The 13,424-nt window shown below is 73.2% G+C and carries 9 protein-coding genes; 4 read left to right on the plus strand and 5 right to left on the minus strand.

Annotation, left to right across the window (positions count from 1 at the left end; translation table 11 throughout):
• Window positions 1-32: 32 nt before the first annotated feature.
• Window positions 33-1,106, plus strand: coding sequence for a YncE family protein (locus tag ACFPCY_RS27080; RefSeq protein WP_378259650.1), 1,074 nt, complete (start codon window positions 33-35; stop codon window positions 1,104-1,106).
• Here the strand turns inward: ACFPCY_RS27080 and ACFPCY_RS27085 are convergent.
• Complete coding sequence (locus tag ACFPCY_RS27085; RefSeq protein WP_378259651.1) at window positions 1,050-2,492, minus strand: O-antigen ligase family protein; 1,443 nt, start codon at window positions 2,490-2,492, stop codon at window positions 1,050-1,052. The two genes, ACFPCY_RS27080 and ACFPCY_RS27085, sit on opposite strands and share 57 nt — an antisense overlap.
• Before the next feature lie 47 nt (window positions 2,493-2,539).
• Between ACFPCY_RS27085 and ACFPCY_RS27090 the strand changes: the two genes are divergently transcribed.
• Window positions 2,540-3,448, plus strand: a complete 909-nt coding sequence (locus tag ACFPCY_RS27090) for a sulfotransferase (RefSeq protein WP_378259652.1) — start codon at window positions 2,540-2,542, stop codon at window positions 3,446-3,448.
• A 52-nt stretch (window positions 3,449-3,500) separates the two neighbouring features.
• On the opposite strand, the gene ACFPCY_RS27095 is transcribed toward ACFPCY_RS27090, so the two are convergent.
• Window positions 3,501-5,255: a right-handed parallel beta-helix repeat-containing protein gene (locus ACFPCY_RS27095; protein ID WP_378259653.1), complete on the minus strand. Its 1,755-nt coding sequence runs from the start codon at window positions 5,253-5,255 to the stop codon at window positions 3,501-3,503.
• A gap of 3 nt (window positions 5,256-5,258) precedes the next feature.
• Window positions 5,259-5,831 (minus strand): DUF4352 domain-containing protein, encoded by a 573-nt coding sequence (locus ACFPCY_RS27100; protein ID WP_378259654.1) that lies wholly within the window; start codon window positions 5,829-5,831, stop codon window positions 5,259-5,261.
• 226 nt (window positions 5,832-6,057) lie between these two features.
• On the opposite strand from ACFPCY_RS27100, the gene ACFPCY_RS27105 reads away from it, so the two are divergent.
• A complete protein-coding gene (locus ACFPCY_RS27105; protein ID WP_378259655.1) occupies window positions 6,058-9,339 on the plus strand; it encodes a LamG-like jellyroll fold domain-containing protein in 3,282 nt (1,093 codons plus the stop codon).
• A gap of 210 nt (window positions 9,340-9,549) precedes the next feature.
• Window positions 9,550-11,199 carry a PQQ-binding-like beta-propeller repeat protein gene (locus ACFPCY_RS27110; RefSeq protein ID WP_378259656.1) on the plus strand — a complete coding sequence of 550 codons (1,650 nt, stop codon included), beginning with the start codon at window positions 9,550-9,552 and terminating at the stop codon, window positions 11,197-11,199.
• A 101-nt stretch (window positions 11,200-11,300) separates the two neighbouring features.
• On the opposite strand, the gene ACFPCY_RS27115 is transcribed toward ACFPCY_RS27110, so the two are convergent.
• Window positions 11,301-12,197, minus strand: a complete 897-nt coding sequence (locus tag ACFPCY_RS27115) for a phosphotransferase (RefSeq protein WP_378259657.1) — start codon at window positions 12,195-12,197, stop codon at window positions 11,301-11,303.
• Window positions 12,194-13,339 carry a DUF1972 domain-containing protein gene (locus ACFPCY_RS27120; RefSeq protein ID WP_378259658.1) on the minus strand — a complete coding sequence of 382 codons (1,146 nt, stop codon included), beginning with the start codon at window positions 13,337-13,339 and terminating at the stop codon, window positions 12,194-12,196. The genes ACFPCY_RS27115 and ACFPCY_RS27120 overlap by 4 nt, the downstream gene beginning before the upstream one ends.
• Window positions 13,340-13,424 lie beyond the last annotated feature (85 nt).

Below are 13,424 nucleotides of genomic sequence, written 5' to 3' on the forward strand. Positions count from 1 at the left end.
ACACGGTCGGTCGAGGAGAGGCAGGTCACGTCGTGCGATCAAGCACCTGCGCCGGTGTCCGGACAGACGCCTCCATCGTCGTCCGGACCGGCGTGCTCGTCGGTTCCGTCGCGGTCCTCGCCGCGTTCGCCGAGACGCCCGCGCGGGCCGCCGCGCCGAACCCCGTGCCGACCTCCGCGCCGCAGGCCGCCGTCGCGTTCCGCGCCGAGGACGCGCGGCTCGCCGATCCCGGCGCGCTGGCCAGGGGGATCGCCCACCCGGACGTCTGGTGGACGCTCGACGCCCGCAGGCAGCGGCTGTTCGCGCTCGGCGACGACGGCCGGACGAAGGCGTCGTTCACCGTCCCCGGGACGCGCGGCTGGGACACGCTCGCGGTCGTCAAGGGCGACGGCGGGGCGGGCACGATCTTCCTCGCGGACCTGAACGGGACGGGCGCCAAGCACGACACCCTCACCCTGTACAAGGTGCCGGAACCGGCCAGGCTCGCGGACGCGGCGCTGACCGCCAAGACCTACCAGGTGACCTACCCGGACGGCGCGCACGAGGCGGGGACCGTCCTCGGCGACCCGTCCGAGCAGCGGCTGTACGTGGTGACGCGGACGGCGAACGCCGCCTCGGTGTACGCCCTGCCCGCCGCGCTCGGCTCGCACGTGGGGAACCGGCTGACCCGCGTGCGGCGGCTGCCGTTCGGCGTGCGCGGCGGCGCGTTCGCCCCGGACGGACGCGTCGTGCTGCGCGGCGGCGGCGACCTCCGGGTGCTCGCCGGGATCCGCGACAAGGTCACCCAGGTGCTGCGCACCGGCGCGAAGGGCGACGCGATCGCCGTCGCCCCCGACGGCCGCCGGGTGCTGATCGCCGAGAGCGGTTCCCGGCCGCGCGTGCTGGCGCTGCCGCTGGCGGACGCCCCGAGCCCGCAGACCGAGAGCGCCGGCCCGGTGCCGGGGCGCGCCGCGACCGACCCGGCGCCGCGCACCGAGGACTACCGCGCCCCGAAGGAGAGCCTGCCGGGCGGCGTGCTCGGCACCGGCTCGGTGGCCGGGCTCGTCCTGCTAGGGGCGGTGGGGGGCGGGCTCTACCTGCGCGGCAGGCGGCGCGTGCGGCACTGAGGCCGCGTCCCGGGCCGGGCCCGGGACTGAGGCCGCATCCCGGGCCGCGTCCGAGGTCGTGTCCAGGGCTGCGTCCGGGGCCGAGACGGCGCCCGGGATGGTGATCGCGACGCGCGGGCCGTCCGGCCGGAACCGGCCGCGCCGCAGCGTCTCGGTCCAGGCGACCAGGAGCAGCAGCCAGATGCCCGAGACGTTGGCGGGCACCGCGAGGCCCTCGGTGGTGATGCCGTCCACCAGGAAGAACGCCAGGATGCCGAGCAGCGTCCCGGCGTCGCCGCGCAGCTCGCGGCGCCGGACGAGCGTGACCAGCACCGTGCCGAGGGTGAGCAGCAGCACCACGAACAGGGCCGTGCCGACCGTCCCGTTGTCGACCAGGGCGTTGACGAACGCGTTGTGGCCGCCGCCGAGCCCGATGTCCTGGAGGAACAGCCCGCGCGAGGCGCCCAGCCCGTGCCCGAAGATCGGCTTCTCCTCGTACGCGCGCATCGCGAGCGACCACAGGTCGGTGCGGGAGTTCAGCGAGGCGAGCTTGTCGGCCGACTCGCCGCGCGCGACGAAGTTCATGATCTTGTCGGAGAAGGCCAGCACCCCGACCGCGCCGACCGCCCCGCCGATGACGACGAGGTCGATGCGTCCGCGCGGGCCGCGCGCGGTCGCCATCAGCACCAGAAGCCCGGCCGCCGCCCCGGCCGCCGCGCCGCGCGTGCCGGTCGCGACCAGCGCGCCCATCAGCACCAGCAGGACGCCCGCGTACACCAGCGGGGGCCAGCCGCGCGCCCGCTCGCCCTGCCGGCGGCTGCGCACGAGCAGGCCGAACACCAGCAGGACCGCGACGCCGAGGTAGACGCCCGCGATCACCGGGTGCACGTACAGCCAGTTGAACCGGGTGCGGGTCTGCGGCGTCCGGGGGAACGGGTGCGCCACGCCGATCGCCACCGAGACCAGCACCACCACGACGAACGCGTGCGCGAGCCGGTGCAGGTCGGCGAGGGTCGCGCGGGTCGCGAGCACCTGGACCAGCGCCATCGTGATCAGCAGCTGCACGCCCCGGACCACGCCGAGCGACATGAACGGCGACCACAGCGCCGACATCGCCACGTAGCCGGCGAACGCCCAGGTGGCGAACAGCAGCCCGGTCGTGCGCCGCGCCGGCGGCCGCATCCCGAACCGGAAGTACAGGTAGAGCGCGGCGAGGCCGTAGACCGCGATCTCCAGGAAGACGGTGAGGTCGGGGCTGCCGCCGACCGTCTCGTCCACCGGACGGCTGCGCAGCTTGTAGTCGCTGGCCAGCATCAACGCCATCGGCAGCAGCACCGCCCAGCGGTGGCCCGGTTCGAGGACCACGGCGGGGCGGCGGACGGCCGGACGGGGGAAAAGGGAAGGCATCGCTCCCACAGGATAGGCGGGGTCGCGCGCGCAACTACGCTGTCAGCGTGAATCGCGACCTCCTCCCCGAACCGGTCATCGGCGCCGGACGCACCCTCATCCGCCGCTACGGGATGACGACCGCCGCACTCCGGCCCGGACCCGACTTCCTGCTGATCGGCGCCAAGCGGGGCGGATCGACGTCGCTGTACTACGGGCTGCTCGAACATCCGCGGATCATGCCGCTGTTCCCGAGCGCCCGGCTGCTGCCCAAGCGGAACGACACCAAGGGCGTCCACTACTTCGACTCGCACTACGAGGAGGGCGACGCCTGGTACCGCTCGCACTTCCCGACGATCGCGGCCCGGCGCGCCGCGTCCCGCCGGGCGGGCGGACGCGTCGTGGTCGGCGAGGGCTCGCCGTACTACCTGTTCCACCCGCTCGCCGCCGAGCGGGCCGGGCACGACGTCCCCGACACCAGGATCCTGCTGATCCTGCGCGATCCGGTCGAGCGCGCCTTCTCGCACTACCGCGAGCGCCGCCGCCAGAACGCCGAGGAGCTGCCCACCTTCGAGGACGCCCTCGCCGCCGAGGCCGACCGGCTCGCGGGCGAGGAGGAGAAGATCCGCACCCGCCCCGGCTACCGCAGCTACGCGCACGAGCAGCAGTCGTACCGGGCGCAGAGCGAGTACGCCCCGCACCTGCGCCGCTGGCTCCTGCACTTCCCGCCCGAGCGCGTCCACGTCCTGGTCGCCGAGGAGTTCTACGCCGACCAGCAGAAGGCCATCGACGAGGTGGCGGCCTTCCTGGGCCTGCCCTCGGCCCCGCTGCCCAAGGCGGCGTCCAAGGTCTGGAACCCCGCGCCCAGCGCGGAGCTGAAGGACAGCACGCGCCGGGCCCTCGCGGAGCACTACGCGCCCTTCAACGCCGACCTGGAGAAGCTCCTGGGGCGGGAGCTTCCCTGGACCAAGCCCTAGGGGCCGGACCAAGCCTAGGGGCTGGACCAAGCCCTAGGGGCTGGACCAAGCCCTAGGGGCGCCAGGCTCCCTGGTGCCTGGTTCCGGCGGGCTTGCCGAGGAGAGAAGCGAGATCGGCCGGGAGGGGCAGCGGGTCTCTGGACTTCTCCTGGCCGGTGGCGTTGCGGAACTCCGACTCGCTCTTGAAGCTCTTCGGGTCGCCCTGGCCGACGGGCCAGACGACCAGCACTGCCGGGTCGCCGGAGTCGCGGCGGTAGTAGGTGTTGCCGTCCACGGTGAGGGCGAGCTGGGACGCCGCGCGCTGGTGCGTGGTGTCCTCGACGCAGAGCAGGCAGGAGGAGCCGTCGCGACCGAACGCGATCACGTTGTCCGCGACGACGATCCGGCCGATCCGCCAGGTCATCGCCGGGTCGGGGGCGCGGCGCGGGTCGCGGCCGGTGGCGTGGGACGGCGCGTTCGGGTCGTCCCCGCGGTGGTCCTGGATGAGGTGCAGGTTCCGGCCGTTGCGGGTCAGGACGTTGTTCCAGATCCGCACCTCGGAGGTGTCGTTGATCTTCACGCCGTCGCCGCCGTTGTCGCCGACCACGTTGTCGGCGATCACCGCCCGCGCGCACAGCTCCAGCACCAGGCCGTGGTCGGTGTTGCGGACGACGCGGAGCCCGGTGACGGTGATGTCCTGCACGGTCTCGTCGAACCACAGGCCCTTGCCGCGGTTGTCGGACACCACCCCGCCGACCACCGCCGCCTTCCGGGACCGGGTGATCTTGATGCCGCCGGAGACCGGCGCGGCGCGGAAGTGCTCGGTGTTGTTGCCCCGCGCGAGGACGTTCTCCATCCGCAGGTCGTCGGCGTAGTTGGCGTGCAGGCCGAGCATCCCGGCGCGCAGGGCGGTGACCCGGCGCAGCCGCGCGTGCGGCGCGTCCACCGAGATCCCGGTGGACGCCGAGTCGGTGACCGTCACGTTCTCGACCGTGATGTTCGGGCCGAGCACCTTCACCGTGCCGAGCTGCGGGATGGACGTGGCGTACCGGCGCACGCCGACGCCGCGCAGCACCGAGCCCGCGCCCTTGAGCGTGACGCCCTCCTGGAGCGTCGCGGCCCGCACCTCGTGCCGGGTCGGGTCGGAGCCGAGCAGCAGCCGCCGTCCGTCGGTGTCGGCGAAGAACGTGCCGGGCTTCACCTCGTCGGCGGACGCGACCTGCTGCTGCGCGACGCCGTCCACCCAGACCTGCTCGGGGTGCGACGCCATCGGGTAGGACGGGTCGAGGAAGCGGAAGGCGGGGTTGTCGCCGTCGGACTCGCCCTTGGTGTAGCTGGGGCTGTCGTCGAACCGGTACGTCCAGCCGTCGTACTCCCAGCGGCTCCCGGACGGCTTCCAGCCGGTCAGGCGCGAGCTGCCGTCCAGCCACACCGCCTCGCCGGGATGCGCCTGGATCTTGAGCCGCCGCCCGTCCGGGACGGTCACGGACTCGTGGTAGACGCCGCGCCGCAGCACGATCGTCCCGCCGTCGGGCGCGCGGGAGATCGCGGCGGCGATCGTGCGCAGCGGCGCCGACGACGTCCCGGACGCGCCGTCGCTGCCGTTCGGCGCGACGATCACCGCGCCGCGCGGGACCTTGTAGGCGGTGCGCCCGACCGGCAGCGACCCGGCGCCGGCCTCGGCCTTCTCGGCGGGCGCGGTGTACACGGGCTGGGGGGTGGCGGCGGAGTCCTCCCGGAGGAGCTGCCAGCCGACGACGCCACCGGCGATGACCGGGACCGCGGCGGCCGTGGCCAGCCACGCGCGGGCGGAGCGACGGAGTCCCACGCGCTAGGGGTGGATCGCGCCGGTGAACAGGGCGGTCTTGTGCTTGCCGTCGAACGTGACGCCCAGCATCACCGACTTGTAGCCCTGGCTCGGCAGGTCGAAGGCGTAGGAGGCGGACCGGCTCGCGCCGGGCTTGACCGTCCCGTAGAAGTCGTTGAGGTTCGCGTAGGACGTCGGGCTGGCGGTCTGCTTGTCCGCGCCGTACTTCGCGACGACCCGGACGCCGTTCAGGTCGAGCGCCTGCCCGGACCCGTTCGTGAACTTCAGCGTGAAGATCGTCAGCGTCTTGCCGGTGACCTCGCCCGGACCCTGCTTGGTGTTCTTCACGTACCGGACGCCGCTGACCGCGACCGTGATCTTGTCGTCGTAGGTGACCGGCTTCTTCAGCCCGCCCGACATGGTCACCGCCTTCGCGCCGGGCGCGGCGTTGGCCTGCGACTCGGGCTGCTCGGTCGGCGCCGGGGGCGGCGGACCGGGCTTGGCCTCCTTCTTCTTCCCCGACGAGCAGCCGGTCAGCGCCAGCGCCACGGTCAGCACCGCGACCGGGGCCACTCGGAGCGAACGCGGAACGGGCATGTGGGGGACTCCTCGCAGATCGGGGGCGTACGCGGGGCGCGGGCTCGTGGGCCGGAGGCCGGAGGCCGGAGGAAATACGAGTCTAGGCGGACGGGCGAGACGTCCGGTCACGATTCAGGCGCATTGACCCCGCCGGCGGCGGACGACCTCACGTTGTGGTTAACCTGACGGTTACTTCTGGGGTTGATGTGACGCCCCGCTCCCTTTCTGCGGAGGATCCCAGCTCGTGAACGTTCGTCCCAGTAGACGACTCACCCCGCGACTTTCCCGGCGGCGCGCGGCGCTCGCCGGAGGTGTCGCGTTGACGGCCGCCCTCGCCGGCGCGGTCGCGCTCATCGACCCGGACAACTCGGCCACCGTGGCGAGCACGGCGGCCGACTCCGTCTCGACGCCGCCGACGGTCAGCGCGGATCCGCTGCCGACCGTCCAGGTGAACGGCGTGGTCTGGAGCATGGCGACGGTCGGCGACACGGTCTACGCGACCGGCGACTTCTCCAAGGCCCGTCCGGCGGGCGCGCCCGCCGGGCAGCAGGAGGTCGCGCGGAGCAACCTGCTCGCGTTCAGCCTCAGCACCGGCCAGCTCGTGACGTCCTTCGACCACACGCTGAACGGCCAGGGACTCCGCGTCGTGGCGTCCCCGGACGGCAAGCGCGTGTACGTCGGCGGCGAGTTCACGACCGTGGACGGCAAGCCGCACACGCGCCTCGCGGCGTTCGACACCGCGACCGGCCAGCTCGTGGACGCCTTCAAGCCGGACGTCAGCGCGAAGGTCCGCGGCATCGCCGCGACCGCCACGACCGTCTACTTCGGCGGCAACTTCTTCAACGTCAACGGCCAGGGCCGCACGCGGCTCGCCGCCGTCAAGGCGTCCGACGGGTCGAACCTGCCGTGGGCGCCGAAGGCGGACGACGACGAGGTGATGGCGCTCGCCATCGCGCCCAAGGGCGGCATCCTGGTCGGCGGGCGGTTCCAGACGATCAACGGCGAGCCGCACGTCGGCGTCGGCGAGGTCGATCCGACCTCCGGCGCGACCCTGCCGTTCGAGGCCAGGCCCGTCCCGGCCAAGCAGGGGACGAACTTCTCGTACGTGACCGACCTCCAGGTGCAGGGCGACACGGTCTACGGCGCGGCCGACGGCGAGGGCCACCACTGGTACGACGGACGGTTCGCGGCGAAGGCCGACGACGGCAAGCTCGTCTGGATCGACAACTGCTACGGCGCGACGTACTCGATGCTGCCGCGCGGCAAGACGATCTACAGCGTCTCGCACGCGCACGACTGCACCTCGCTCGGCGACTTCCGCGAGACGAACCCCGTGACGTGGCACCGCGCGCTCGCCGAGACCGCGGACCCGACCGGCGTGGACCACGCTCCGCCGGCCAGCAACAGCAACTACAGCCGGCAGCCGATCCCGAGCCTGATGCACTGGTTCCCGACGCTGGCCCCCGGCACGTTCACCAAGCAGGGTCAGGCGGCCTGGGCGGTCACCGGGAACGACGACTACATCGCACTCGGCGGCGAGTTCCCGTCCGTGAACGGCCAGGCCCAGCAGGGGATCGTCCGGTTCGCGAGCCGGGCGAAGGCCCCGAACAAGGCCGGTCCGAAGGCGGACGGCTGGGCCGCGCCCAACGGCCCGGCCCCGACCGCGACGCCGCTGCCCGGCGGGCGCGTCCGCGTCGGCTGGCAGACGACATGGGACATGGACGACCCGGCCCTCACCTACGAGGTGCTCCGGGACGGCGCCAGCACGCCGGTCGGCTCGATCACGCGCACCTCGACGTTCTGGAGCCGGCCGACCGTCGCGTTCATCGACAAGACCGCGGCTCCGGGCGTGGAGCACACCTACGAGGTCCGGGCCAAGGACGCCTCGGGCAACGCGGCCCGCACCGTGAAGTCGAACCCGGCGAAGCCCGGTGACGGCAAGGTCGGCCCGTACGCGGACATCGTCGCCGCCGACGACCCGGCGGGTTACTGGCGGCTCGGCGAGGCGTCCGGCAAGGCCATGGACTACGCGGGCGCGGGCGACCTGACGGTCGGCTCCGGCGTCCGGCGGGACGCGCAGGGCGCGATCGCGGGCGACGACGACCACGCCGCGACCTTCGACGGCACCTCGTCCGGGACGGCCGGGGGAGCCCCGACGCCCGCGCCGGACGACCTGACCGTGGAGGCGTGGATCAGGACCTCGGCTTCGTCCGGCGGGAAGATCGTCGGGTTCGGGGACAAGGCGACCGGGCTCAGCGCGTCCTACGACCGGCAGCTCTACATGACCGACAAGGGCGTGGTGGTCTTCGGCGTCAACGACGGCAAGACCAAGACCCTGAGCAGCAAGAGCGGTCTCAACGACGGCAAGTGGCACCACGTCGCCGGGACGCTCAGCTCCACCGCCGGTATGCGGCTGTACGTGGACGGCGAGCAGCAGGCCGAGGACGCCGGCACCACCTTCGGGCAGAACTACGACGGCTACTGGCGGATCGGCGGCGACACCGTCACGGGCTGGCCGCAGGCGCCGAGCAGCCCGTACTTCAAGGGCGACATCGACGAGGTGGCGGTCTACCCGTCCGCGCTGACCGCGGCGACGCTGAAGCACCACTTCGGGATCGGCTCGGGCGAGGAGAAGCCGAACGTGCCGCCGGTCGCGGCGTTCACCCCGGACTGCAAGCAGCTGTCGTGCACGTTCGACGCGGGCAAGTCCGCCGACCCGGACGGCTCGATCAAGTCCTACGAGTGGGACTTCGGCGACAAGACGACCGGCACCGGAGTGAAGCCGGCGCACCTGTACCAGGCGGCCGGGAGCTACACCGTCAAGCTGAAGGTCACCGACGACAAGGGCGTCGCGGCGGAGTCCACCGGCAGCGTCGCGGTGAAGCCGCAGAACCTCGTCACCGACTCGTTCACCCGGACGGTCGCGTCCGGCTGGGGCACGACGTCGCCGGGCGGCGCGTGGACGGTCTACGGCGGCTCGTTCTCGACCAGCGGCGGCGTCGGCTGGATCAAGATGACCAAGACCGGCGCGCTCGGCGGGGCCGGGCTGAAGGCCGTGTCGTCCACGAGCAACGACCTGGCCTTCCAGCTCTCCGCCGACCGGAACCCGACCGGATCGGGCGTCGCGGCCTACGGCACGCCCCGCACGATCGGCGGCGCGGGCGAGTACCGGGCCCGCGTCCGGATGGCGGCGGGCAAGGTGTACCTGCGGCTGAGCCGGACGAACGCGTCCGGCGCCGAGACCGCGATCGGGGCGGAGAAGGCCGTCCCGGGCATCGCGTTCAAGGCGTGGACGCGGCTGCGGGTGCGCGTGCAGGCGGTCGGGTCGGCCCCGACCACGCTGCGCGCGAAGGTCTGGGTCGCCGGGCAGTCCGAGCCGGCGGCGTGGCTGGTCTCCGCCACCGACGCGACCGCCGCGCTCCAGCGCGCGGGCGGCGTCGGGGTGCGGGCGTACACCGCGAAGAACACGGCCGTCCCGGTGCGGCTCTCGCTGGACGACCTGCGGGCGGACCGGCTCGCCCCCTGATGAGCCGTCCGGCCCGGCCTCTGAGCCGTCAGGCTGAGCGCTGAGCCGTCAGACTCGGCCGAGGGCGGGTCCTCTTCCGGAGGACCCGCCCTCTTCGCTGAATATTCGCCGGGTTGCACTGAGGGCATTGCGGACAAGTACTACGATCTCTCCCTGACCGAGGGGTGGCCGTGCGCCACCGAGGCTCCGGGGACACAAGGGAAGCGATTCGTGAGGGCTCACACGCGACCAGTACCGTCCACCCGCCGGAGGAGACGCTCCGGCATCGCGCTCGCCGGAGGGGCCGCCCTGCTGGGCGCGGCGTTCGTTCCGGCCGGGCCCGCGATCGCCGACACCGCTCCGGCGGCCGGGACGCCCGCGACGATGAGCGCGGACCCGCTGCCGACCTGGCAGGTGAACGGCGTGGTGTGGAGCATGGCGACCGTGGGCGACACGGTGTATGCGACCGGCAGTTTCACCAAGGCGCGTCCGCCGGGCACCAAGCCGGGCGACAAGAAGGAGGTGGCGCGGCAGAACCTGCTGGCGTTCAGCCTCAGCACCGGCAATCTGGTCACGTCCTTCAACCACAAGCTGAACGGGCAGGGGCTGCGGGTGGTGGCCTCGCCGGACGGCAAGCGGGTCTATGTGGGCGGCGAGTTCACCACGGTGGACGGCAAGCCGCACACGCGGCTGGCGGCGTTCGACACCAAGACCGGCAAGCTGGTGGACGCGTTCAAGCCGGTGGTGTCCAACAAGGTCCGCGCGATCGCCGCGACCAACAACACCGTCTACTTCGGCGGCAACTTCTTCAACGTCAACGGCAAGCCGCGCACCCGGCTCGCCGCGGTGAAGGCGGCCAACGGCGCGAACATCGACACCTGGCGTCCGACCGCCGACGACGACGAGGTGTTCGCGCTCGCGCTCGCGCCCGGCGGCAAGACCATCGTGGTCGGCGGCCGGTTCCAGAAGCTCGACGGCCAGGACAAGGTGGGCGTCGGCGCGCTCTACACCTCCAACGGCTCGCTCGCGCCGTGGAGCAGCCGTCCGGTGCCGACCCGGCAGGGCACCAAGTTCTCGTACGTGACCGACCTCCAGGTGCAGGGCGACACGATCTTCGGCGCGGCGGACGGCGAGGGCTACCACTGGTACGACGGCCGTTTCGCGGCCAAGGCCAACGGCGGCGACCTGATCTGGCTGGACAACTGCTACGGCGCGACCTACTCGATCCTGCCGCTGGGCAAGGCCGTCTACAGCGTCTCGCACGCGCACGACTGCTCGTCCCTCGGGGCGTTCGAGGAGACCAAGCCGGAGACCTACCACCGGACGCTCGCCGAGACCGCCGCTCCGACCGGCCGTGACAAGGCCGAGCCGGGCAGCAACAGCAACTACAGCAAGCAGCCGATCCCGAGCCTGCTGCACTGGTTCCCCACGCTGGCCATGGGCACCTTCACCAAGCAGTACCAGGCCGCCTGGGCGATCACCGGCAACGCCAGCTACATCGCGCTCGGCGGTGAGTTCCCCTCGGTGAACGGCAAGGCGCAGCAGGGCCTGGTCCGGTTCACGACCAGGGCCAAGGCGCCGAACAAGTCCGGGCCGATCAGCCCGAGCGCGCCGCGCGCCACCGCCTTCGCCGGCAAGGTGAGCCTGCGCTGGACGTCCACCTGGGACATGGACAACGCCAACCTCACCTACGAGGTCCTGCGCGACAACGGGACGAAGGCGATCGGCACGCTGACCAAGCCGTCCGCGTTCTGGACGACGCCGACGCTGACCTTCACCGACTCGTCCGCGCCCAGGGGGCGGCACACCTACAAGATCCGGGTGAAGGACCCGCTGGGGAACGTCGTCACCTCCCCGGCGTCCAACGCCGTCTACCGCTGACGCTCGGCAGCGCCGAAGCTCGGCAACACTGACGCTCTGCAAGGCAGAAGCCGCTGTCCCCGGACGCCGGGGACGGCGGCTTCGCCGCTTCTGCGCGCCGTTCAGAGCGCGCGCAGGATGTCCAGGAGGCGCTGGTTCAGGGCCGCGTCGTGGTCGCCGCCGGAGCGCCGCGCGACGCGCTCGGCCCAGAAGGCGGCGGCCTCACCGGTGCCCGGCGGCAGCGCGCCCAGCGGAGCGCCGAGGGCCGCGCTCGCGGTCGCGCGGTAGTAGACGAGGTCGGCGTGCGGGGGCGCCCACGCCGCGTCCTCCCAGTCGATGAGCCAGGGCAGGCCGCGCCCGCAGACGCGCAGGTTCCACGCGGTGAGGTCGCCGTGCATCGGCAGCCAGTGCGACGGCACGTCCGCGCCGCGCGGCAGGACGGGCGCCAGCGCTTCCCGGACGGCCTCGACGACGCCCGCGAGGTCCGGCCGCCGCACCGGACGCGCCGGACGCGGCGGCATCGCCTCGATGACCATCCAGTGGCCGTCCGCCGCCTCGCCCCGGCCGAGCACGATCGGGACGCGGAAGGCCGGCGAGCATCCGTCCGCGAACGCGCGGAGGGCGCGCTCCTCCCGGTCGAGCTCGCCCGGCTCCGTCCGGACCTTCAGGAAACCGACAGGACGCCCCGCTCGGAGCAGCACGGCCGCGACACCGCCGCGCCGCGACGCCTGCGGACGCTCGTACACCGCGACGCCGTCGAACTCGCCGACGCTTCCGGCGACGTCCTTCCAGAGCGCCGGATCGTCCGGTGCGTCCCAGGACGTGCGCGCGCCGGGCAGGACGCGCGGACCGGCCACGGCCACCGCGCCGTACATCGCCCACTGCGCCGCCACCGCGACCGGCTTCGACTTCGTCAGCAGCGCCACCCCGGCCAGCGCCGCCCGCCGCGACGACACGGGGACCAGGACGTTCCCGGCCCCCGGCGCGCGCACGAACGCGCCCGGCTGGAACGCCGTCATCGCTTCGGACGGACCGTGCGGCGGGTGAGGCGGCGGGCCGCGAGGTCCTCGCAGAGCCGCTCGTAGTGCCGGGCGACGTCGTCCCAGACGTACCGCTCGGAGGCGCGCTTGCGGGCCTCCCGGCCGCGGTCGGCGGCCAGGCCCGGATCGGCCTCCGCCAGCTCGATCTCCCGCGCGAGCGACGCCGGGTCGCCGAAGAAGCGGCCCGCGTCCTCGCCGAGCACCTCGCGGTTGAAGTTCACGTCGTAGGCGAGGACGGACGCGCCCGCGCCCATCGCCCGCAGCAGGGACGGGTTCGTCCCGCCGACCGAGTGGCCGTGGACGTAGGTGAGCGCGCCGGCGTACAGGGCGTCCAGGAGGTCCTGGTCCCAGACGCCGCCGAGGAACGTGATGCGCGGGTCGTCGCCGGCGAGCTCGCGCAGGCGGGCGGTGTACTCGTCGGCGTACGGGGCCGACCCGACCACCACCAGGGGCCGCCGCGCCGCGCTGCGCCGGTACCCCTCGATCGCCAGGTGGACGTGGTTCTCCGGCTCGAACCGCGCCACGACCAGGTGGAACTCGCCCGGCTTGTAGCCCGCCTCGGCGAGCTTGGCCGTGTCGGGGCTCTCCAGGATGGGCGCGCCGTAGGGGATGAAGACCGACTCCGCGCCGAACTTGTCCCGGTAGTAGTCGCGGATGCCGATCGCGTCCGCGATCAGCGCGTCCGACCAGCGGACGGCGAGCCTCTCGACGGCCAGGTAGTAGCGGCGGCCCGCGCCGCTCCACTTGGTGCGCTTCCACTCCAGGCCGTCCACGTGGGTGGCGACCGGGACGCGCAGCGCCCGCAGCACCGGCAGCAGCGGGGCGTTCGCCGCGTTGAAGACGAGGGCCGCGTCCGGGCCGCGCCCGGTCAGGCGGCGGCCCGCCGCGTGCGCCACGGACAGGGAGGTGTGGCTGAGCGTCTCGGCGACCTTCCGCTCCACGGCGGGGAGGTGGACGAGCCGCATCCCGAGATAGGTGCCCTCCGGATGGCGCTCGCCACGGCAGTAGACCGTGACCTCGTGCCCGGCGGCGGCCAGCCTGCGGCCGATCTCCTCCACGGCCGTCTCGAAACCGCCGTAGCGGGCCGGTACACCACGGGTGCCGATCATGGCGATGCGCACGGGGAGCCTCCGTTGCGTCGATAGCGTTCCCTGGGGCTGCTGCCCGGGCCGGCGGGGGAGGACCGGACGGGCTCCGCGCGTTCAG

The sequence above is a fragment of the Actinomadura gamaensis genome (genome assembly GCF_042652125.1).
Lineage (GTDB): Bacteria > Actinomycetota > Actinomycetes > Streptosporangiales > Streptosporangiaceae > Spirillospora > Spirillospora gamaensis.

What these genes read in the sequence shown, in the direction of transcription:
- ACFPCY_RS27100 (WP_378259654.1), bottom strand. Translation starts at nt 5,831, where the DNA reads ATGCCCGTTCCGCGTTCGCTCCGAGTGGCCCCGGTCGCGGTGCTGACC.
- ACFPCY_RS27085 (WP_378259651.1), bottom strand. Translation starts at nt 2,492, where the DNA reads ATGCCTTCCCTTTTCCCCCGTCCGGCCGTCCGCCGCCCCGCCGTGGTC.
- ACFPCY_RS27115 (WP_378259657.1), bottom strand. Translation starts at nt 12,197, where the DNA reads ATGACGGCGTTCCAGCCGGGCGCGTTCGTGCGCGCGCCGGGGGCCGGG.